The organism is Paracoccus zhouxuedongae (genome assembly GCF_041927815.1).
In the GTDB taxonomy this organism is placed as follows: Bacteria; Pseudomonadota; Alphaproteobacteria; order Rhodobacterales; family Rhodobacteraceae; genus Paracoccus.
Genome location: NZ_JBHFHM010000001.1, coordinates 64,462 through 85,494, shown reverse-complemented (window position 1 = coordinate 85,494; position 21,033 = coordinate 64,462). Strand labels below are relative to the sequence as shown.

Annotated in this window: 15 protein-coding genes and 1 tRNA gene; 4 read left to right on the top strand and 12 right to left on the bottom strand. The window is 67.5% G+C overall.

All coding sequences use genetic code 11. The features are described from left to right. Positions 1–554: 554 nt before the first annotated feature. Positions 555–4,772: a calcium-binding protein gene (locus ACEYYA_RS00390; protein WP_374796428.1), complete on the bottom strand. Its 4,218-nt coding sequence runs from the start codon at positions 4,770–4,772 to the stop codon at positions 555–557. A 569-nt stretch (positions 4,773–5,341) separates the two neighbouring features. Here ACEYYA_RS00390 and ACEYYA_RS00385 point away from each other — a divergent pair. Then, positions 5,342–5,422: transfer RNA gene (locus tag ACEYYA_RS00385), tRNA-OTHER, on the top strand. 1,192 nt (positions 5,423–6,614) lie between these two features. Here ACEYYA_RS00385 and ACEYYA_RS00380 read toward each other — a convergent pair. The 7 genes from ACEYYA_RS00380 to ACEYYA_RS00350 form a co-directional block, all read right to left on the bottom strand. Further along, positions 6,615–7,085 (bottom strand): hypothetical protein, encoded by a 471-nt coding sequence (locus ACEYYA_RS00380; RefSeq protein WP_374796426.1) that lies wholly within the window; start codon positions 7,083–7,085, stop codon positions 6,615–6,617. 136 nt (positions 7,086–7,221) lie between these two features. Next, on the bottom strand, positions 7,222–8,328 hold the full coding sequence (flhB, locus tag ACEYYA_RS00375; protein WP_374796424.1) for a flagellar type III secretion system protein FlhB: 1,107 nt from the start codon (positions 8,326–8,328) through the stop codon (positions 7,222–7,224). Next, positions 8,325–9,089 carry a flagellar biosynthetic protein FliR gene (locus ACEYYA_RS00370; protein WP_374796422.1) on the bottom strand — a complete coding sequence of 255 codons (765 nt, stop codon included), beginning with the start codon at positions 9,087–9,089 and terminating at the stop codon, positions 8,325–8,327. The genes flhB and ACEYYA_RS00370 overlap by 4 nt, the downstream gene beginning before the upstream one ends. Continuing rightward, complete coding sequence (gene flhA, locus ACEYYA_RS00365; protein ID WP_374796420.1) at positions 9,086–11,158, bottom strand: flagellar biosynthesis protein FlhA; 2,073 nt, start codon at positions 11,156–11,158, stop codon at positions 9,086–9,088. Before flhA ends, ACEYYA_RS00370 begins: the two co-directional genes overlap by 4 nt. Further along, the gene (locus ACEYYA_RS00360) at positions 11,145–11,864 is read right to left on the bottom strand and encodes a lysozyme family protein (RefSeq protein WP_374796418.1); all 720 of its coding nucleotides are present in this window, start codon (positions 11,862–11,864) and stop codon (positions 11,145–11,147) included. Before ACEYYA_RS00360 ends, flhA begins: the two co-directional genes overlap by 14 nt. A 104-nt stretch (positions 11,865–11,968) precedes the next feature. After that, positions 11,969–13,174 (bottom strand): AGE family epimerase/isomerase, encoded by a 1,206-nt coding sequence (locus tag ACEYYA_RS00355; protein ID WP_374796416.1) that lies wholly within the window; start codon positions 13,172–13,174, stop codon positions 11,969–11,971. Positions 13,175–13,186: 12 nt separating this feature from the next. After that, positions 13,187–14,341, bottom strand: coding sequence for an ROK family transcriptional regulator (locus ACEYYA_RS00350; protein WP_374796414.1), 1,155 nt, complete (start codon positions 14,339–14,341; stop codon positions 13,187–13,189). Between the two features lie 115 nt (positions 14,342–14,456). Here ACEYYA_RS00350 and ACEYYA_RS00345 point away from each other — a divergent pair, with 115 nt between their 5' ends. From ACEYYA_RS00345 to ACEYYA_RS00335, 3 genes are all read left to right on the top strand, one after another. Beyond that, positions 14,457–15,479, top strand: coding sequence for a sugar ABC transporter substrate-binding protein (locus ACEYYA_RS00345; protein ID WP_374796412.1), 1,023 nt, complete (start codon positions 14,457–14,459; stop codon positions 15,477–15,479). Between the two features lie 109 nt (positions 15,480–15,588). After that, positions 15,589–16,662, top strand: a complete 1,074-nt coding sequence (locus ACEYYA_RS00340) for an ABC transporter permease (RefSeq protein ID WP_374796410.1) — start codon at positions 15,589–15,591, stop codon at positions 16,660–16,662. Then, positions 16,659–17,438 carry an ATP-binding cassette domain-containing protein gene (locus tag ACEYYA_RS00335; protein ID WP_374796408.1) on the top strand — a complete coding sequence of 260 codons (780 nt, stop codon included), beginning with the start codon at positions 16,659–16,661 and terminating at the stop codon, positions 17,436–17,438. Before ACEYYA_RS00340 ends, ACEYYA_RS00335 begins: the two co-directional genes overlap by 4 nt. A 31-nt stretch (positions 17,439–17,469) precedes the next feature. On the opposite strand, the gene ACEYYA_RS00330 is transcribed toward ACEYYA_RS00335, so the two are convergent. Genes ACEYYA_RS00330 through ACEYYA_RS00315 form a run of 4 tightly spaced genes read right to left on the bottom strand, consistent with a single transcriptional unit; the run spans position 17,470 to position 21,030 of the window. Further along, complete coding sequence (locus ACEYYA_RS00330; protein ID WP_374796406.1) at positions 17,470–17,745, bottom strand: hypothetical protein; 276 nt, start codon at positions 17,743–17,745, stop codon at positions 17,470–17,472. Further along, positions 17,742–18,293 (bottom strand): cytochrome c oxidase subunit 3, encoded by a 552-nt coding sequence (locus tag ACEYYA_RS00325; protein WP_374796404.1) that lies wholly within the window; start codon positions 18,291–18,293, stop codon positions 17,742–17,744. The genes ACEYYA_RS00330 and ACEYYA_RS00325 overlap by 4 nt, the downstream gene beginning before the upstream one ends. Next, complete coding sequence (locus ACEYYA_RS00320) at positions 18,290–20,215, bottom strand: nitric oxide reductase activation protein NorD (protein WP_374796402.1); 1,926 nt, start codon at positions 20,213–20,215, stop codon at positions 18,290–18,292. Before ACEYYA_RS00320 ends, ACEYYA_RS00325 begins: the two co-directional genes overlap by 4 nt. 8 nt (positions 20,216–20,223) lie before the next feature. Next, on the bottom strand, positions 20,224–21,030 hold the full coding sequence (locus tag ACEYYA_RS00315; RefSeq protein WP_374796400.1) for a CbbQ/NirQ/NorQ/GpvN family protein: 807 nt from the start codon (positions 21,028–21,030) through the stop codon (positions 20,224–20,226). Positions 21,031–21,033: the final 3 nt, after the last annotated feature.

Below are 21,033 nucleotides of genomic sequence, written 5' to 3'. Positions count from 1 at the left end.
CGACCCGCGCGCCTGGGTGCCCGCACAGCGAACACATGCCGCGCCCCTGCTGCGGCGGCCGGTGACGACGCGCAGCAATGGCGCCGGCAGCGAGGTCAGGGCGACCGCGCTTTATCACCGCCTCCCCAGCCAACATCCTCGGCCGTCGATGCGGCCCCTGTCGAAGCTCGGGGCGAAGGTTACGGCGCTGCCGCGCGCGGTTGTGTCCACAATCCCTACCCGCGCCCTTTCCTTGGTTCCGCTGCCGGTAACAACACGCGGGGCTTGGCGGCGCCACCGGCACCGGGGGATGGCCCATTCCCTCCGCCCCCCGCCCTTGCCAGCCGTTGGATCGCGGCCAAACCTCCGGGCCAAGGCTCCACCCATGCCCCGCGCGCCCATGGCTGCACAGCCACCCTCTGTGTGCCTGCGGTGCGCACATCCAAGGGTTGCCGCCGCACGTTGCCGCATCGCTTCGCCCTGGCCCAAGTTCAGTGCCGGCGTCCCTCCGCTCAGCCAGCCGCCGAAAGATCAGCGCGCCCGATCTCACATCGTTCTTGCGCGACAAGGCGCGATCAATACAGCAGGAAATCCGCAGCCGTCAGCTTCAGCCCGGTCGGCAGATAGGCAATCAGCGACGCCGCACCCGCCCCTGCGCCGTCGGCGTCATACGACAGATGACCGTCGCCGGGGTTATAGACAAACCGATGGTCCGCCGTGGTCGCCGCGCGCCCGATCGCCAGCTGGCGCGCGGCCAGATGGCCCTTGGCCAGCCCGAAGCTCGCCGTTGCCAGCCACAGAGAGTCGTCGGCGACAGAATAGTCGATGATGCGGTCAGCATTGGCCAGGCCGGCGGGCATGTTGAAGACGAAGGCATCGGCCCCGGCCTCACCGCGCAGGGTGTCGACGCCCGCGCCGCCGTTCAGGATGTCATTGCCGGTGCCACCCAGCAGGATGTCATTGCCGGCCTCACCTATAAGGTGGTCATTCTCGGTATTGCCGAACAGCAGGTCATTGCCCGCCCCGCCCAGCAGCATGTCGTTGCCCTGCATCCCCCAAAGGCTGTCCGCACCATTGCCGCCCGACAGCACGTCATTGCCGAACCCGTCCAGCAGCACGTCATTGCCATCCTGGCCCGACAGCGTGTCATTGCCGGACATGCCCATCAGATAGTCATTCCCGGCGCCGCCCGACAATACGTTGGCCCCGGCATTCCCGGTCATCCGGTTGCCAAGGGTGTTGCCGACCGCCGAGATGCCGCCGCTGCCCAGCAGCACCACGTTTTCGACGTTGGCGGCCAGAGTGCGCAGGCTGACCGATGAGAACACCACATCCAGCCCCTGCCCCCCGAACTCGATGATGGTTTCGTTCCCGGAGGTGACAGCATAGGTGTCATTGCCAAGGCTGCCATAAAGCGTGTCATTCGCGCCGTTGCCCCACAGATAGTCGTTGCCCGCCCCCGCATAGGCGAAATTGGCCCCGTCGCGCACGTCCAGATAATCATCGCCATCACCCGCGCTGATCGTATCGTTGCCACCACCGGCGATGATCGTATCGCGGCCTGCCCCGCCGACCAGGCGGTCACCCATCCCGCCGCTGACAAGGATGTCGTTCCCCGCACCGCCCGTGGCAGTCAGGCTGACCGTCCCGGCCAGAGTCAGCTTTTCGACATTCACCGGGATCGTCAGCGACACCGATGTGACCACGACATCCGTCCCCGCCCCGGCATCCTCGACGACCTGGTCGTAAACGCTGTCGACGTAATAGGTGTCGTTGCCCGTGCCGCCGATCATCACGTCGCTGCCGGTTTGCCCCACCAGAATGTCGTTGCCCTCATCCCCGCTCAGCGTGTCATCACCGGCACCGCTTTGCAGATAGTCACTCCCACCCAGCCCGATCAGCACGTTGTTGCGGGCATTGCCGAAGATGGTGTTGTTCAGATTGTTGCCGATGCCAAAGGTGCCGCTGCCATAGCCCAAGCTTAGCACCTCGACGTGCTGGGGCAGAATGTAATCCGTCCAGGCGTAAACGATGTCGCTGCCCTGCCCGGCCAGTTCGGTCACCCTGTCGGCCGCATCATGCACGTGATAAATATCGTTGCCGGCCCCGCCGCGCATGTCATCAAGCCCCGCGCCGCCATCCAGCGTGTCATTGCCCAGTCCGCCGATCAGCGTGTCATTGCCGCCCAGACCGCGCAGCAGGTTGGCGCCCGTGTTGCCCTCCAGCACGTTGCCGCGCCCGTCACCGGTGGCGCTCAGCGCCGCGGCACCGATCAGGCGCAGCCATTCGATCTGCTCGGGTATCACCAATGCGATGCTGCTGGCCACCGTATCCTGGCCGCCCGCCGCCGTCTCGACGATCACATCGCCCAGATTGTCCACCGAAAACAGATCGTTACCCAGACCGCCGATCAGCGTATCCATACCCATGCCACCCTCCAGCACATCGTTTCCATCACCACCGTCCAGCAGGTCATTTCCGGCCCCGCCACCCAGCACGTCACGGCCGTCGAGGCCCATCAGTTGATTGTCGCCCGCCGTCCCCGTCAGCCGGTTGTCGGCCGCATTGCCTGTCGCGGCGACGGCGCTGCCTTGCAGCTCGACCGCCTCGATCGCGTCGGGCAGCACGACCGACATCCATGCGCGGATCGTATCGCTGCCCTCGCCCGCCCGTTCGACGGCAAGATCGCGGTCGGAGCGCAGGTCATAAATGTCGTCGCCCGCGCCACCGCGCGCTTCGGCCCGCTGACCCGGACCAGCGGCCAGGCTCAGCAGATCGTTGCCCGCGCCGCCCAGGATCGTGTCGGCGCCGCCACGGCCACTGATGGTGTCGTTGCCCGCACCGCCGTCGATCCAGTTCGCGCCGACATTGCCGTTCAGCACCTCGGACGCCGCGCGCCCCCATAGGTTCAGGTTGGCGCTGCCGACCAGCGTGGTCGATTCAATCCCGACCGGGGCCGTCAGGCTGACGGTGCTATAGAGATGCTCGTAGCCGCTGCGGTCGATCACCACATCGCCGGCATGATCGACGCGATAGGCATCATTGCCGTCCCCGCCCTCCAGCGTATCCGCCCCGCCGCCGCCATCCAGCGTGTCGCTCCCCTCATACCCATACAGGTGATTGGCATGGCTGTTGCCGGTCAGGCTGTCGCGCCCCACGGTGCCAGAGAGTTTGGCATCGCCGTGATCCTCGGTCAGGGTGGCGCGGGCGATGCCGTCGGCGCCGGGGCGGGCCTGCACCCACAGCCTGTCATAGATGTCGGCGGTCGGCGCCGTCGGCAGATGAAAGAGGGTGGTCACCAAGGCCGCGCGCATCTGCGCCTCGGTCAGCCAGAGGCCGTCGCGGCCCCAGATCATCAGCCGCTCTGTGCCGTATTGCAGCACCAGCCCGCCATCGGCCTGACGGCTGATCGCCACCGCCGACAGGTCGTAAAGCCGCCCCCAGGCGCTTAGATCCAGCCGGTCGCGGCCGGCGTCGAAATCGGTGATCCGATCCATGTCGCCGTCATTGGCCAGAACAAACGTGTCGGCCCCCAGACCGCCCGCCATCGTATCGGACCCGATCCCATCCTGGATCACGTCGTCGCCACCCGCCCCCGCCAGCAGATCGTCACCCACCCCGCCCGCGATCAGGTCATCGGCCGCACCGCCCGTCAGGCTGTCGGCCATGTCGCCCCCCAGCCACGTCTGCCCCCATGCACGCAGATCCAGCGTCAGGTGCGTGATGCCTGTTTCGGCTGAACCGGCGGCGTAAAGGTGCACGATCCCGCCCTGCTGAAAGGCGGCGATGGTGGCGACCTTGGCCAGCGACAGCCCGGCGTGATCGGCCTGGGTCGCGACCTCGACCAGGCGGCCGTCGGGCAACAGCATCAGCGCGCTCACCCCGCCGTCGCCGCCGCCGACCAGCACCACGGGCCGCCCCGCCACCGTCACCACCTGCATCGCGGCAATCTGGCCAAAGCGGCTGGCCAGCGAATCCATCAGGTGATCGGTCGCCCGCAGGCTGCCGTCCGCCTTCAGTTCAGCGACGGTGACGCTGGAGGATTGCCCCGCCGCCGCCAGCACGAAATCGCGCCCATAGGCCGACACGACCTGCATCGGACCCGGCTGGCTGATGCCCACGCCATCGCTTGCCGCCAGCCGCCCGGTCTCGACCATGCGGTGATCCTCGGACACCCGATAGGCGACCACCGCCTGACCCGAGGCCGTTGCCGCCAGCACATAGCTGCCATGGCTCAGCGCGGCGGTGGTCAGCGTCACATCGTCGGTAAAGACGGTCTTGCCCACCGGCGCGGTCACGCTGGACAGCGCCGACAGCGCGCGGGTCGCGGTATCAAAGCTGTGCAGCGTGATCCGCCCCGAGGCGCGTTCTGCCGTCACCGTCAGCAGCGCATCGCCACAGCGAAGTTGTTCGACCTGCGTAATCCCCAGCGGGGCGCCCGACAGCGACATGCTGTTGCCAAGTGTGCCGGTGCCGCCCACCCACCGGCCGCCGGTGCTGGTCGTGCTGATCCCGGTTTGCACCAGCATCGGTCCCAGCGGGTGCTGGATGACCGACACATCCGCCGAGCTTCCCGCGACCCGCAGCAGATAGCTGGCCTCTTCAGCCAACAGCGCCAGCCCCGGGCCGGTCAGGCTGGGCGTCAGCGACAGTGCCATCATGCCGCCGCCGTTGCCGCTGGTCGTATAGATCCAGCTTTGCCCGTCGCGCTGCACCAGCACCATGTCGTCGATGCCGCTGATCATCTTCGGCGACCCGCCCGAAAAGACGCCGCCATTACGAAAGCTTGCCACTTTCGCCCCCAATTTTCACCCCGCGCCCCCCGGCGCTATCCGAAGAATGCGGCGCAGAGCTTAACAGCCGGTAAAGATTGCTCTGCGATCAGGGCGCCCGCAGCCGCAGACTGTCTTGCATTTGTATCAATTGCAGATACTGGGCGGTTTTACCGATGGCGCCGTCCCCGCCGAGGCGCGGCCGGCGGCCTTCGCTGCGGTTTGCGCCAGGGCGCAACTTAGGGCGCAGGCGGCGGGTCATGCGCGCGGGGATCGGGAAGCGCCGTTGCAACCCCGTCCGCCGCCGTATTCCCTGGATCGACGCGAACCGCGCGGTGCGGCCGTGGCAGTCAGCTTCTAAGGTTCGCCGCCCTGAAAAGGCGGGTGCGGATGCCGGAAACTTCGCCAGCGGGGGCGCCACTTTTGCACACCGCTGCACAGCCAACGCGCGCTGCCCGCCGCGGCGAGACCGGCGCGCCCGACCAGCCAGGATCCTCTAACGTCTGTGCCTGCCGCCTGCCCGTGGCTGGTGGCGGCCGTGCAACGTCGATGGGTTGAAAAGCCGTTGAAACAGCCGCATCTTGCCGAAGACAGCCAGTGGCCGACGCTTGGAAAGGTAGCTTGCCGCTTTTGCAGCAATCGGATGTTGGTTCGACTCCAGCCCGGCTGTCATCAAAGTCTTGCATGGACCGGCACCGCCTTTGGCAGGATGACGGGCCGGTTCGACCAATCCGCCGCACGGCGACACCCCCACACCGCAACCAAGACGCGCCCGTCGGCGCCAACGCGCCACGCATGTCTTCGACCAACCGCCCCGACGCGAACCGCCCTTGGTGGGGGATGCCGACCGAAAGACCCCTGCCGCCGCCATGTCAAAGCTGCGTTCGCGCACCCCACATTCTCCACGCGCCGAGCACCGGTGCGCATGACCCTGGACCGCACCTTCCCGACTGCGCCATCACGCCCATCCCAAGCGAGCAACGTTGGCGATCCCCCAGGGTCAACGCGCGTGTCGGCCACGCGCCTGCTCTCGACCGTTCAAACCGACGGGCCCTTCGCTGGGTCGCCGCAGCGTGCTGCGCCCCGAGTCGGCGGCTGAATGCCAAGCAGCGCGCGCCTGACCGGCAACATTGTGTGCGCCCCGCGCGATCTGGACGCCCGCCATGCCGGGCCTATCACGTGCGCAGGCTGCAGCCGGTCCGCGCAAACGAGACCTGCCGAACGACAACATTCGGCTTTTTGGGCGATGACAGGAGGCATCGCATCGCCTCCTCGGTCACCTATGCCGCCGACCCGTCGTCTGCTTCGCCTCAGCATGCCACGCCCAGCCCCGGGCCGATGAATGCCAAACAGCCCGAGCCTGACCCCCAACTTTGCGTTCGCCCCGCGCGATCCGCAGGCCCGCCATGCCGGGCCTATCGCGTGCGCAGGCTGCGGCCTGTCCGCGCAAACGAGGCCTGACAAACGACAGCATTCGGCTGTTCGGGCGATGACAGGCGGCATTGCATCCCCTCCTCGGTCACTCATACCTCTGGCGATCGCCTCAGCATGCTGCCATCCTCCCGCGTGGTCATGGCGCTCTGACCAACAAAGGCGCTCACACTGCGGCCAGCCAAGACCGCGCGACCGGGCGCAAGGCTGAGGTGGGGCGCATCGGCACGCCCGTCCACCTTGGGCGGCACATCGACGATTTCAGTGCTGCCGCGCTGCTTCACTAACCCAAGTCGCACCGCCAGCAGATGTATCCCGTCTGACGAGGTTCTGGATGACTGTCTCGCCGCCCAGAACGTCCTCCGCTGCGCGGTTGGACACGTGGCTTCCACGTGGCCCTGCGTTTGCCGCACGAGGCGGCCCTCGGACAGATCACAGCCTTGGCTTATCGCCCACCATCAGCGGTTCATGCCGCGACGTCCCAAGGCAGGTCTGCTCCAGAATGGCGTCGCACATCGCTTCTTGCGCTGCGCGGCGGGTGGCGCGGCTCTGCCGGTCATCGAGGCGAGCCAAGACATCCGATCGGCCGACCTCGGCGACAGCCTGCGACACGGCTTTGGCGCGCAACACCTCGACCTTGGCCAAAGCCTCGTTGATCCGGGTCTGCGCGGCATCCGCCCAGCCGTGATGCCGCGCGGCCAGCAGGCCAAGGGTCGGATCGCCCTGAACACAGGCATTGACCGCGCAGCGTTCGGCTTCGATCTGTTGGTGACGATCGCGAAAGTCGCGGGCCTGCGCCGACAGCGCCGCAACCTCGGCAAGGGCTTGCGCCTCGCGCAGTGATGCCAGCCGACGAAGCATCGCCAGATCACGGGCGGCGGCGGTCACCATGGGCTTGGTCATCGTTGTTCCCCTTCGCTTCCCGCATCGCGCAGCGTTACGCGCAAGTGCCCGCTAGCCCCAAACTTGGATCGAGACCCAGAGCCACAACCCGACAGCCAGGATGTCGCCCCCCGGTCCGTGAGGTTTGCGCGCAGCGTCACAGCCGCACCTGCGGGGCAATCTTCTCGCCCCGTGCGCGGGCGCGGCGGCGGATCATTTCCGCATAGCGGATCGCGGCGGCAACGGCGCGGTAATGATCGCGGCGGATCTCGGCGCCGATCTCGACACTGGCGTAGATGGCCCGGGCGGTGGGCGGATCGGACCGGATCGGCACGCCGTTTTCGGCGGCGATCGCGCGAATGCGGGCCGCCATCGCATCGACCCCCTTGGCCACGCAGACCGGCGCCTGCCCGCCGCCCCGCTGCCATCGCAGCGCGACGGCGTAGTGGGTGGGGTTGACGATCACCACATCGGCGCGCGGCACGTCGGCCAGCATCCGGTTGGAGGCGATTTCGCGCGCGCGCTGTTGCCGTTGCCCCTTCATATGCGGGTCACCTTCCGAGTCCTTGAACTCGTCGATCATCTCTTGTCGGCTCATCCGGTTGCGGCGGATATGTTCGAAATACTGCCACAGATAGTCGATGGCGGCGAAGGTGATCGCGGCGATCAGCACGATCATCAGAAAGTCATGCAGGATTGCGGTCATCGCAACCATTCCGGCGGGCACTTCGGCCTGCTGGGCGGTCATGATCTGACCCAGACGCCCGCGCAGAATCTGAAACAGGACAATCGACACAACGGTCATCTTGACCGTGCTTTTGCCGAACTCGAACAGGCCGGTTCGGCCGAACTTCTGCCCCGCTGCGGCGATCGGGTTGATGCGGTTCAGCTTGGGGGTCAGCTTGTCGGGGACAAAGATGAACGCGCGCTGCGCGAAAAGCACGGCCAGAACCGCCAGCATCGGGCCCAGAACCCAAGGCGCCGCCGCACCGGCCACGCGCGCCAGCAGCCCGCCCGTCAATGCGTTGCCGCCCCCCAGCATCAGCGTGCCCAGCCGGTCGGGATCGGCCAGCATCTGCCGCAGCGCGCCGCCCATAGCCATCAACGTCAGCCCGCCAAAGCCGCTGAACACCACCATCAGCCCGCCATAAGAGGCCGCGACGGACAGGTCCGCGGATTTGACGATCTGCCCCTGCTTGCGCGCCTTTTCCAGCTTTTGCGGGGTTGGCTCATGTTCCTTTTCGGTATCGTTGTCCTCGCTCATCGCGCGCCCGCGAAGGGGTCAGCCAGAAGCGCGACCAGTCCCTGATGCCAAAGCGACAACCCGGCAGGCACCGCCAGCACCAACATTGCCAGCCCGCCCAGCGTCAAGGCCGGCGCGCCGATCATCGACACCATCAGCTGCGGCATGGCGCGGTTGATCGCGCCCAAAGCGACGTTATAGATCAACGCCGCGATGACAAAGGGCATCGACAGTGACAGCGCCATGGCAAAGGCGCGCGCTACCTCGGCCACGCCCCACCCCCGGATGTCGCCCGCGGCCGGCAGCGCTCCCTGCGGGATCGCGGCGTATGAGGCGATCAGCGCCTCGGCCAGCGACAGGTGCAGGCCCATGGCAAAGGCCAGGGCGATGCCGCCCATGGTCAGCAGATGGCCAGCGGCGGGCTGCGGCTCGCCCGCCGCGCCGCCGAACATCTGCGCAAGCGATGTCGACTGCGCGATGATGGCGCCCGCGATATTCAGCACCAGAACGAACAGCCGCAGCACCAGGCCAAAGGCCAGCCCGGTGACCGGCTCGGCAGCCAGGCGCCAGACCGAGACATCCTGCGGCATCGGATCGACCGCTGGCGCGATGGCGGCCGAAAAGGCAAGCGACGCCGCCAGACGCACGCGCACCGGGATCGCCGCCTCGCCAAAGCCGGGCAGCACCAGCATGGCGGTGCCGACGCGCAGGAAGACCGCGCCGTAAAGCATCCACAGGCCGATCACCTGATCCATCATGGTGCGGGCCAGATCGGGGGTCATGCCGCCACCGTCCCGACCAGTGCCGGGCGCGCCTCGAAGCCGATCTCCTCATAGCTGAGGACCGGCATGGCGATACCCTTGGCCGCCAGCATGGTGCGCAGGCATCGCCGTCGCCGGGCCGAGGTGATCAGCGCGGGCTGCGTGTCATTGGCCATGGCCTGCGCCAGACGCTCGGACACCGACTGCGACAGCCGGTTGAACCGCTCGGGCGGCAGCGCGACATCGGTCTGCCCGCGGTCACCGTCGATCTGATAGGTTGTAAAGATCTCCTCCCATTCGGGGGCAAGCTGGATCAGCGGCAGGCTGCCATCTGCGCGCTTGAGGCCCGCGACGATCTGAAAGCCCATGCGCTGACGCACATGTTCGGCGGTCGCCTCGGGGCCGCCGATGCCGCGCGCCTCGGCCATCGCCTCAAGGATCAGCGGCAGGTTGCGGATCGACACGCGCTCCTCCAGCAGCAGCTTCAGCACGGCGTGCAGCGCATCCATCGGCACCTTGTCGGGGATCATCTCGTCCAGCATCCGGCGGTTGGCCTCGGTGCGGGCGGGGTCAGACATGTTGATCTGCTCATCCAGAAGGCGCCGCAGGCCGCGCAGGCTGAACAGACGGCCCAGGTTGGTCTTGACGACCTCAAGCAGATGCGTGGCCAGCACCTCGGCCGGGCCGACGACGGTCGCGCCCAGCATCGCTGCCTCCTCGGTCGCGTCGGGCGCGATCCAGCGGGCTGGGGCGCGATAGACGGGTTCATCCACGTCCTCACCCGGCGGCAGTTGCGCCCGCGTCTCGCCACACAGCGCCAGAACGCGGTCGGCCTGAACGCGGTCCTGCGCGACCTCGACCCCCTGGATGCGGATGCGATACCCACCCGAGGGCAGCGCGGGATCGTCGGTCAGGCGGATCTCGGGCAGGATCAGGCCGAACTGCACCGCGACATGGTTGCGCATGTTGCCGATCCGCGCGTCAAGGCCGGTCGCGGGGTCCAGCACCATGCTGACCAGATCTGGGGCGAACTCGACATGCAGTTCATCCAGATCCAGCGTGTCGCCCATCGACCGAGGCTTCGGCGGAGGCGCATCGCTGGCAGGCGTGTCCGTATCAGGCGCACCAGGTTTCTGCCGCATCCGCCAGGCCGCCAGCCCAAGCGCCACGGCCCCCAGCATGAACGGCGTGAACGGCAGGCCGGGAACCAGAGCAAAAAGCGCCATCAGCACGGCAACCGTCGCCAGCGCCGCCGGGTGCTTGCCAAGTTGCGCGAACAGATCCTTGTCGGTCGACCCCTTGGCCCCGCCCCGCGCCAAAAGCAACGCCGCCGCGACCGAGATGATGACGGCGGGAATCTGGCTGACCAGACCGTCGCCCACGGTCAGGATCGCATAGGTCTCCAGTGCCTGACCGATGGGCATCCCGTGCATCACTGTGCCGACGATCAGGCCCATGACAAAGTTCAGCCCAGTGATCATCAGCCCGGCCACGGCGTCGCCCTTGACGAATTTCGACACACCGTCGAGCGAGCCGAAGAACGTCGTCTCGGCCTGTTCGCGTTCGCGCCGGGTGCGGGCCTCGGCGTGGTCGATGGCACCGGCATTCATGTCGCTGTCGATCGCCAGTTGCTTGCCGGGCATTGCATCCAGGGCAAAGCGGGCGCTGACCTCGGCCATGCGACCGGCGCCCTTGGTGATGACGATGAAGTTCACGATCATGATGACGCAGAACACGACCAGCCCGATCAGCAGGTTGCCGCCCATGACGAAGGCGGCGAAGCCCTCGATCACCTCGCCCGCGGCATGGGTGCCGGTGTGGCCATTGCCGATGATCAACTTGGTCGAGGACACGTTCAGCGCCAGCCGCAGCATCAGCGAGGCCAGGAGCAGCGTCGGGAAGGCCGAGAAATCCAGCGGCCGTTCGATGAACAGCGTCACCGTGAAGATCAGGATCGCACTGGCGAATGAGGCCGACAGGCCGACATCCAGCACCCAGGCGGGCATCGGCAGCACCATCATCACGATGATCGCCATCAGCCCGACCGCCAGCATGATCGTGGCGCGGGGCAGGCTGTCAAAGGCTGGCATCGGCGCCCCCTTGGGCCAGCGGCGTGCCGCGCCGACCGATCAGCGCCATCGGCACCAGCGACCCCATCTGCCCAACATGGCCGCGTTGCAGCAGCGGATAGTCATTGACGCGTGGCGACACCGCCATGTCGGCAGGGCTGACCGAGGCCAGCCGCACCGGGCCGCCCATCGGCAGGTCAAGCCCCGGCCCATCAGCCACCCTGCCCTGCGCCGTGGCGCGATGTTTGGTAAAAAGCCCCGCATATTTTTCGGCCAAGGCGGGGGTGCGGGAATGGTAAAGCCCGGCCGCCCCCTCCCACGAGCCGGCCTCGGCGTAAAGCTGCGACAGGAATTGCGCGGCATAAAGCGCACCGGCCAGCGGGTCGAACATCGCGTCCGGGCTGGCGAAATGCTGGCCGTGCCAGCGGTGGTTCAACTGGAAACAGCCGATATCAAAGCTGCGCGCGCCGCGGGCCTGCGCCTGCTGCACGAAATCAAGCGCCGCCTGACGGCTGTCGAACCAGGCGCCCTTGCCCTCCATGTTGACGGTCCAGGGCCAGGCGTCAAAGCGGCCCTCGCGTTTGGTGCCGGTTTCGGTCAGCGCGATGCCCAGCAAGACATCCTCGGGCACGCCGGTTTGCGCGGCGGCTTGGCGCGCCGCCATGAGGCACAGCGCGGCATCGCCCGCCTGCACGGCCCCCGCCAGGGCCAGCCAGAGGCCCAGCATCACGCGCCAAAATCCCAACCATCTCTTCATTCTGAAGCCCGGACAGCGAATCCCTGCTTCCGGTGCTAACAGTCAGAGGTTGAGGCAAGGTTAACCCGCGCCGGTCAGCCCGACAAAGCCGCGCGAAGGCCATCGAAAAGATGCGCGGGGCCGGGCGCCAGCGGGATCAGATCGGCTTGCAGCGCGTGATAGATGTCGGGCTTGCCGATGAACTGGTGCGCAGCGGGGCGGCCCGCCTCATCCAGTTCGGGGAACCAGCCGCCGCGTTCGGCATCGATCAGATGCGCCTGCGCGAAATCCCACAGCCGCGCATACCAATCCGCATCGCCGGGGCGCGGGTCGAGGCGCAAGAGGCTGGCCACCGCCCCGATCGCCTCGGTCACCGGCCACCAATAGCGGTCGCGCACCGCAGGCGCGCCGCCACGGCCCAGCGTGTAGACCAGCCCGCCATCGGCCCGCCAGGCGTCCCTCAGCGCGGTCTGGATCAGCGCGCGGGCGCGGTCGGGCGTGCCGTCATCGGGGCGGCCCGACAGCACCCAATGCTGCAAGGCCAGCCGCGCGATTTCCAGCGAATGTCCGGGCGTGGTTCCGGCCGGGCGAAACATCGGGTCGCCGCGATAATCGGGATCGATCTGCCAGTCGGCGGTGTAATGTTCCGGCAGCCGCCAGCCCTGCGCAGGGGCCATGCGGGTCACGAAAAAATCCAGGATGCGCCCCGCCTTGTGCAGGAAATCCGCGCGGCCCGTGGCCTCATGCGCGGCCAGCAGGGCCTCGGCGCCGTGCATGTTGGCATTCATGCCGCGATAGCTTGAAAACGGCTGCCAGTCGCGGCGGAACTCATCCGCGAAAAGGCCCCGCTCCTGATCCCAGAAGCGATCGGTCAGCACGCGGTCGGCAGCGTCGATAAGCCGCGCGGCATCGGGATGGCCCACCTGCGCAGCCGAGGCCCCGGCCAGCAACACGAAGACATGGCCGTAAGCCAGCTTGTCATCGCGCGCCGGGCCCTGCGCGTCGAAGGACCAGTAAAATCCGCCGTGATCGGCGTCGCGGTGGCGGGTCCACAGCGCGGCCATACCGGCGTCGATGATCGCATCCGCGCGCGGCGCGTCCAGAAGGCGGCCCAAGGCATAGGCATGGATCAGCCGGGTGGTGGTGTGCAGCTCTTGCCCGGTGTCAGGCAGCGGCGCGCCGTCGTGATCCAGCACCGCAAAGCGGCCGTCAGGGGTCAGGCTGGCGGCAAAGAATCCCAACTGCCGCCGGGCATCGGCGATCAGGAAGGCGCGGTGGTCGGGGCTGTCGATCATCTGCATCGGCGGACCCTATCAGCCGCGATCCGACCGGGCCAGAGGCAAGGCGAAACCGCCGCCAAGCGGGCCGAAGCCCTCGGCCAGCGGCAGCGCAGCGGCCCCCAGACTGCGCGCCGCGCGGCCAAGGGTACCCTCGCGCAGGACCGGCGGGTGCAGACCGGCCATCGGCAGCGCGGCCATCGCCGCGCCGGTCGCGGCAACCAGATCGCGGCGCAATGCGGCGGGCATCGCACCGTCGATCACCACCGCCCCCAGATCGACCACCGCGGCAGCGGTCACGGCGGCAAAGGCGATCGCCCGCCCCGCCTCTGCCGCCCAGGCGGCGGCCAGTTCGGGGGGCACGTCCCAGGCGGCATCGTCGCGCGGCAGCACCCGGCCCAAGCGTGCCTCAAGAGTGGAAATGGACGCAAGATCAAGCAGTTGCCTGATGCGCCCGCCCGCATCCGGCACCGGCATCGACCCCAATGCACCGGCGTTACGATGCGGACCCATCCGCAGGCGGCCATCCAGCACCAGCCCGCCACCGCCGAAATGGCCGACATAGACATGCAGGAAATCGGCGGGCAGATCCGCGGCACCGAACATCAGTTCCGCCCCGCAGGCACAACTGGCATCGTTTTCGACCAGCACCGGCAGGCCGGTCGCGGCGGACAGCGCGGGGGCGGGGTCGATGTCGCGCCAACCCTCCATCCCCGCGCCCCAATCCCACAGAAAGAACGGCATCGCCACGCCCAGACCCATCAGCCGGTCGCGCCGATCTGGGGGGATCAGTTGCGCGAGATCGGGCAGCGCGCGCTGCAGAAAAGCCAGCACCAGATCGGGCGTCGGCATGTCATAGATCTGGCTGCGCTCGCCCACCAACTGCCCGGCAAAATCCAGCAGCGCCAGTTCGGTGCTGCGCCGCCCGATCTTCAGCCCGGCGAACCACGCGCCATCCGGCCGCAGCGCCAAGGGCCGCGACGGCTGGCCCACCTTGCCGCGCACCGGGTCGCCGTCGTCCAGATACCCCCCCGCGATCAACCCGCGCGAGATATTGGTGACCGCCTGCGCCGACAGCCCCGTCAGCCGCGCCAGATCGCTGCGCGGCAGCGGACCAAAGGCGCGGATCAGCGACAGGATCAGCCGTTCGTTATGCCCCCGGATGCCCGCGGGCGAGGTTCCAAGCTGCATGACGATCCTCCCCTCCGGCATTAATCAACAGAATTGATTTATTGACAAGCGGCGATTCGACATGTTTCCTGCCTGTCAACCGGCGGGTGGGACCGCCGTGATGAGGAGGACCATCATGACCACGAAACACCTGCTGCGCGGGCTTTTGACCGGTGCCGCGCTGATGGCGACGGCTGCCGCTGCCCAAGCCGCCGACAGCGCCTGTCTGATCACCAAGACCGACACCAACCCGTTCTTCGTCAAGATGAAGGAAGGCGCGACCGCCAAGGCGGCCGAGCTGGGGATCGAGCTTAAATCCTATGCCGGCAAGGTCGATGGCGATCACGAAAGCCAGGTTGCGGCGATCGAGGCCTGCATCGCCGATGGCGCCAAGGGCATCCTGATCACCGCGTCCGACACCAAGGCGATCGTCGATCCGCTGAAAGCCGCGCGCGATGCTGGCCTGCTGGTGATCGCGCTGGACACGCCGCTGGACCCGATCGACGCCGCCGATGCGACCTTTGCCACCGACAACTTCCTGGCGGGCGAGATGATCGGCAAATGGGCCGCCGCGACCATGGGCGATGCCGCCAAGGACGCCAAGATCGCCATGCTGGACCTTGGCATCTCGCAGCCCTCGGTTGACGTTTTGCGCGACCAGGGCTTCCTGACCGGCTTCGGCATCGACGTGAAAGACCCCGCGAAATGGGGTGACGAGGAAGACCCGCGCATCGTCGGCAACGAAGTCACCGCCGGCAATGAGGAAGGCGGCCTGAAGGCTATGGAGGCCCTGCTGGCCAAAGACCCGGCGATCAACCTGGTCTATACGATCAACGAACCCGCCGCCGCCGGTGCCTATGAGGCGCTGAAGGCCGTGGGCCGTGAAAAGGACGTGCTGATCGTGTCGGTCGATGGCGGTTGCCCCGGCGTGCAGAACGTCAAGGACGGCGTGATCGGCGCGACCTCGCAGCAATATCCGCTGGATATGGCCGCCAAGGGCGTCGAAGCGATTGCCGCCTTTGCCAAGGACGGCACCAAGCCCGCCCCGACCGAGGGCAAGGACTTCACCGATACCGGCGTCCAGCTGATCACCGACAAGCCCGCCGCCGGTGTCGACTCCATCGACAGCGCCAAGGGTGCGGAACTGTGCTGGGGCTAAGCCCCCGGCCATGGGCTTGACCTGACCCAGCGTCAGGCATGACCATCAAGGGGGGCGGCCGCGCGCCGCCCCCTTCTTGCAACCCGCCGGTATGGAGAGGACACCGCCCATGGCAAGCGAGCCGCAAAAGGCCACCAGTTACGAGGACGGGCTGAAGGGCGCCACCGAGACCGTCGCCCAGTTCCACGAGCCCAGATCCGCTGTCAGGCGGATACAGCACTGGCTGCACCAGACGCCATCGGCGGTGCCGATGATCGTGCTGGTCGCCTCGGTCATCGTGTTCGCGCTGCTCTCGCCTAACTTCTTCAAGGCGACCACGATGTCGACGATCCTGCAACAGATCGCCATCGTCGGCATCCTGGGCATCGCGCAATCGCTGGTGATCCTGACCGCCGGGATCGACCTGTCGGTGGGGGCGATCGCGGTGTTTTCATCGGTGCTGATGGGGCAGATGACCTTTCGCTATGGCATCCCGGCCCCGGCGGCGATTGCCATCGGCATGGCGCTTGGCGCGGCCATGGGGGCGCTGAACGGGCTGCTGATCTCGCGCCTGAAACTGCCGCCCTTCATCGTGACGCTGGGCACCTGGCAGATCCTGCTGTCGGCCAATTTCATCTTTTCGCGCAACGAAACCATCCGCAGCCAGGAGATCGCCGCCAACGCGCCCTCGCTGCAATTCTGGGGCAACGCGATCCAGCCGGGCGGCGTGAAGATCCTGTATGCGGTGTTCCTGATGGTCGCCCTGGTGGCGCTGATGGCCTATGTGCTGCGCCACACCGCCTGGGGCCGCCATGTCTACGCCGTCGGCGACGATGCCGAGGCCGCCAAGCTGGCGGGCGTGCAGACGGACCGCGTGATCCTTCAGGTCTATACGCTGGCGGGGCTGTTCTGCGCCATCGCGGGCTGGGTGATGATCGGCCGCTTCGGCTCGGTGTCGCCCACCGCATCGACGGGGCAGTTGGGCAATATCCAGTCGATCACCGCCGTGGTGATCGGCGGCATCAGCCTGTTCGGCGGGCGCGGCTCGATCCTGGGCATGTTCTTCGGGGCGCTGATCGTGGGCGTCTTTGAAATGGGCCTGCGGCTGGTCGGCACCGACCCGCAATGGACCTTCTTCCTGATCGGCGCGCTGATCATCTTTGCCGTCGCCGTGGACCAGTGGATCAGAAAGGTGTCGTCATGACCGCACAGCAACCCATTCTTGCGGCCCGCAACCTTGTCAAACGCTATGGCAAGGTGACCGCGCTGGATCACTGCGATTTCGACCTGTATCCGGGCGAGATCCTGGCGGTGATCGGTGACAACGGCGCGGGCAAGTCGTCGCTGATCAAGGCCCTGTCGGGCGCCATCCGCCCGGACGAAGGCGAGATCACGCTGGAGGGCCGCCCGGTCAGCTTTGCGAGCCCGCTGGACGCCCGCGCCGCCGGCATCGAATGCGTCTATCAGACGCTGGCCATGTCGCCCGCGCTGTCGATCGCCGACAACATGTTCATGGGCCGCGAGTTGCGCAAACCGGGGTTGATGGGCCAGCTTTTCCGCATGCTCGACCGCCCGGCGATGGAGGCCTTCGCCCGCGCCAAGCTGAACGAGCTTGGGCTGATGACCATCCAGAACATCAACCAGCCGGTCGAAACCCTGTCGGGCGGCCAGCGGCAGGGGGTTGCCGTCGCCCGCGCCGCCGCCTTTGGGTCCAAGGTGGTGATCCTTGATGAGCCGACCGCCGCGCTTGGCGTCAAGGAAAGCCGCCGTGTGCTTGACCTGATCCGCGATGTGCGCGCGCGCGGTATCCCGATCATCCTGATCAGCCACAACATGCCGCATGTGTTCGAGGTGGCCGACCGCATCCACATCCACCGCCTTGGCAAGCGGCTATGCGTGATCCGCCCGCAGGATCATTCGATGTCGGATGCCGTGGCCTTCATGACCGGCGCGAAACTGCCCGAAGGGCTGGCGGCCTGAAGCCCCTGCCCCGGCGTTCCGGCGCCGGGGCTTATCTGGCGCCCGCTGCCAGATACAGCGCGGCCAGCACCAGCATGAAGATCGCCATCACCCATGCAAAGCCGCGCCGCCAGAACGGGGCCGCGCGCAGGCCCAGATAGTCGGCCAGGATCACCCCCGCCTTGGCCCAGGACAAGGCCAGGATCGCCAGCCCGGCCAGCCGCACCGACCAGCCGGAAAGATATGGCACCGCCAGTGCCACAATCGTCGCAAGGCCGGACAAGGCCACCAGCACACCCCAGGCGCGGATCAGGCCCCGCTCGGTCATGGCAGCAGGTAGATGACGGGGAACAGGATCACCCAGACCAGATCGACCATGTGCCAAAAGGCGGCGGCGACCTCGACCGGGGCGGGGGCGGCGCGGATCGCGACCAGGGCCAGCAGCAGGACACCGGCCAGAACATGCGCGGCGTGAAAGCCGGTCAGCAGGTAATAGAAGGTGAAGAACGGGTGGGTCTCGGTGCTGATGCCATGGGCGGCGTGGTCAAGGAACTCGACGGTTTTCAGGCCCAGAAAGACCAGGCCCAAAACCGCCGCCAGCCCCAGCCACAGCCGCGCCCGCCCGCGCGCCATGGCCTGCGCGGCGCGCACCGCCAGGGCCGCGAACAGGCCCGAGGTGACCAGCACCACCGTATTCACCCCGGCCCCCGCGCGGTGCAGCGTGTCCTGTGCGGCAGCAAAGCCCGCCGGATCGGTCAGCCGCACGCCCAGAAAGGCGGCAAGACCCGCGCCGAAAACCAGCAATTCGCTGACGATCAGCACCCAGATCATCACCTCGCCGGGCAGATCGTCCAAGGGGGATCGCGCCTCGGTCATGCGCCGACCAACTGGCGGTAGATCTGCGGCAGCGCGGCGGTCAGGTGATCGGGATGCGACACCAAGGCCGAGCCGCCCTGTCCGAAGATGCGCGGGAACCAGGATTTCGCTTGCCGGTCCACGGTGATGCCGAACACGCGATGCCCGGCGCGGCGGGCCTCGCGCACGGCCATGCGGCTGTCCTCGATGCCGTGGCGGCCCTCGTAATGGTCCAGATCGTTGGGCTTGCCGTCGGTGATGACCAGCAAAAGCCGCCGCTGTCCGGCCTGCCGCGCCAGCCGCGCACTGACATGCCGGATCGCCGCGCCAAGGCGGGTGTAGAAGCCGGGGCGCAGGCTGGCGATGCGGGCGCCGACATCCGGCCCCATCGGCTGATCGAAATCCTTGCAGGTCTGCACATAGACCCGATCGCGCCGCAGGGATGAAAAGGCGTGGATCGCAAAGGCATCACCGCAGGCCTCAAGCCCCATCGCAAGGGCCGTCAGCGCCTCGCGTTCGATGTCGATGACGCTGCGCCCGCCGCTGACCTGGCTTTCGGTCGACCGCGACACATCCAGCAGGATCGACACCGCCAGATCGCGCGCGACGGGCCGCGATTGCCGCCAGATACGGTCGTTGCCCTGACCTCGCACCCGCAGATCGGCGGCGGATCGGATGGCGGCGTCGATATCCAGATCATCCCCCTCGGGGTGGCCGCTGGTCATCATCCGGCCCGGCCGCAGCGCCTCGAACTGGCGGCGCACAGCGCGGATGCGGCGGGCACTGGCGGGATCGTCGGTCAGCGGCTGGTCGGCGGCCTCGGCATCCGAGGCCAGCACGACACAATGATCGGGCAGCCAGACGCCGGTGCGGCAATCCCATTCGGGATAGGTGAAACGGCCAGACAAAGCCTCGCGGTTCACATCCTCGGGGGCCAGATCCAGATGCAGCTTCAGCCGCGTCGCCGGGGCCTTGCTGACCTGCGCCAAGCCGATCTCGTCCTGGTCGTCGGCGGCCTTGCGGGCGCTGTCGTCGTCGTCATCCTCGACCCGGCGGTTCAGGTTCAGATATTCGGCCCAGGACAGGATCGCCTCGAACTTGAACAGGATCAGGCTGTCCTTGCGGTCGGCCTGATCGGCGGCACGGCGACGGGCGCGGCGGGATCGGGCATCGGTGGCGGGGTCGGTCGAGCCGTCGCTGTCGGCGGCCTCGGCCTCGGTGGTGGCACTGGCCAGCAGCGGGCGCAGGTCGGGCCAGACCGGCACCGGACGGAAGGGGCGATAGTCGCGCGGCGCGGATGGGACATGACCCGCCATCATATCCGCCGCCAGCCCGGTCAGGGCCGCAGGGTCGCCCAGATCATGCCGGATCAGCGCCTCGATCGCGGCCTCTGCCGGGGGAAGGTGCGTGACCGGTCGCAGCGCCAGGGCCATCGCCGCCAGTTCGCGGCCCAAAGGCGCAAGGCCCGGCGCCTGATCGCGGGTGTCCGCGATCATCGCGCGGGCGCAGGCGATGGCGGCCAGATCGGCGGCCAGCGGATCGCGCGGCAGGCGGGGCGGGGTGGCCGGCGCATGGGCGGCAAGCGCCGTCAGCCAGACATACAGCGCGCCATTCGCCGCCCGGTCGGGAAAGATCGCCAGACTGTCGGGCAGACGCAGGTTCGCGCCGTCGAAACTGGCGCGGGGAAACCGCTCGGCCTCATGCCCCAGACGGCGCAGGAAGGACAGCCGATGGTGCGCGACCTCATCGGCGACGGGTTTGATCTGGACGGCGGCATCGCCGCCCAGACCCCGGAACAGGACGGCCAGCCGCCCGTCGACCTCGGAAAGGCCGACACGGGCTGAATCATGCACCTGGGGTGCATCAAGGCGACTGGCCAAAGCGTGCCACAGTTTCCCGACACTTTCTTCGGGTTCCCATGGCTCGAAGTCGATCCGTGACATGGCCGGCCTCACCCGAAAACAGCCGTCACAAGATCGTTCAGCCCGCGTTTCACATCGGCATCGTCGGTCAGCGGCTCGATCATCGCGGCATGAACCGCACGGTCGATCGACATGCCGCCAGCGATCAGCGTGGCCGCATACACCACCAGCCGGGTCGAGACTCCCTCCTCCAGATCCTGACCCTTCAGGCCGCGCAGCTTGCCCGCAAGGCGAACCAGTTGCTTGGCGCGCGCCTCATCCAGGCCGCTTTCGCGGGTGACGACCGGGATTTCGCGATCCGGCGTCGGAAAGTCGAAATCCAGCGCCAGAAACCGCTGCCGGGTCGAAGGTTTCAGCGTTTTCAGGATGTTCTGGTAACCGGGGTTATAGGATGCCACCAGCATGAAGCCGGGGGCAGCGTGCAATTCCTCGCCCGTGCGGTCGATGGGCAGGATGCGGCGGTCGTCGGTCAGCGGGTGCAGCACGACGGTCACATCCTTGCGCGCCTCGACCACCTCATCCAGGTAGCAGATGGCGCCTTCGCGCACAGCGCGGGTCAGCGGACCATCGACCCAGACGGTTTCGCCGCCCTTCAGCAGATAGCGCCCGATCAGGTCAGCCGCCGACAGGTCGTCATGGCAGGCGACGGTATACAGCGGGCGGCCCAGCCGCGCCGCCATATGGGCGACAAAGCGGGTCTTGCCGCAGCCGGTCGGGCCTTTCAGCAGCACCGGCAGATCATGGGCGGCGGCAGCGGTGAACAGCGCGACCTCATCGCCCTGGGGCAGGTAGAAGGGGGCGTCAGCCGCCCCCTTCAGGTTGGGGTGTCCGTCCATGGC

Coding starts and splice junctions, on each gene's coding strand:
- ACEYYA_RS00335 (WP_374796408.1), top strand. CDS start 16,659: ATGACCGCACAGCAACCCATTCTTGCGGCCCGCAACCTTGTCAAACGC.
- flhA (WP_374796420.1), bottom strand. CDS start 11,158: ATGCCAGCCTTTGACAGCCTGCCCCGCGCCACGATCATGCTGGCGGTC.
- flhB (WP_374796424.1), bottom strand. CDS start 8,328: ATGAGCGAGGACAACGATACCGAAAAGGAACATGAGCCAACCCCGCAA.
- ACEYYA_RS00325 (WP_374796404.1), bottom strand. CDS start 18,293: ATGACCGAGGCGCGATCCCCCTTGGACGATCTGCCCGGCGAGGTGATG.
- ACEYYA_RS00345 (WP_374796412.1), top strand. CDS start 14,457: ATGACCACGAAACACCTGCTGCGCGGGCTTTTGACCGGTGCCGCGCTG.
- ACEYYA_RS00320 (WP_374796402.1), bottom strand. CDS start 20,215: ATGTCACGGATCGACTTCGAGCCATGGGAACCCGAAGAAAGTGTCGGG.
- ACEYYA_RS00340 (WP_374796410.1), top strand. CDS start 15,589: ATGGCAAGCGAGCCGCAAAAGGCCACCAGTTACGAGGACGGGCTGAAG.
- ACEYYA_RS00380 (WP_374796426.1), bottom strand. CDS start 7,085: ATGACCAAGCCCATGGTGACCGCCGCCGCCCGTGATCTGGCGATGCTT.
- ACEYYA_RS00330 (WP_374796406.1), bottom strand. CDS start 17,745: ATGACCGAGCGGGGCCTGATCCGCGCCTGGGGTGTGCTGGTGGCCTTG.
- ACEYYA_RS00360 (WP_374796418.1), bottom strand. CDS start 11,864: ATGCTGGGCCTCTGGCTGGCCCTGGCGGGGGCCGTGCAGGCGGGCGAT.
- ACEYYA_RS00370 (WP_374796422.1), bottom strand. CDS start 9,089: ATGACCCCCGATCTGGCCCGCACCATGATGGATCAGGTGATCGGCCTG.
- ACEYYA_RS00355 (WP_374796416.1), bottom strand. CDS start 13,174: ATGCAGATGATCGACAGCCCCGACCACCGCGCCTTCCTGATCGCCGAT.
- ACEYYA_RS00315 (WP_374796400.1), bottom strand. CDS start 21,030: ATGGACGGACACCCCAACCTGAAGGGGGCGGCTGACGCCCCCTTCTAC.
- ACEYYA_RS00350 (WP_374796414.1), bottom strand. CDS start 14,341: ATGCAGCTTGGAACCTCGCCCGCGGGCATCCGGGGGCATAACGAACGG.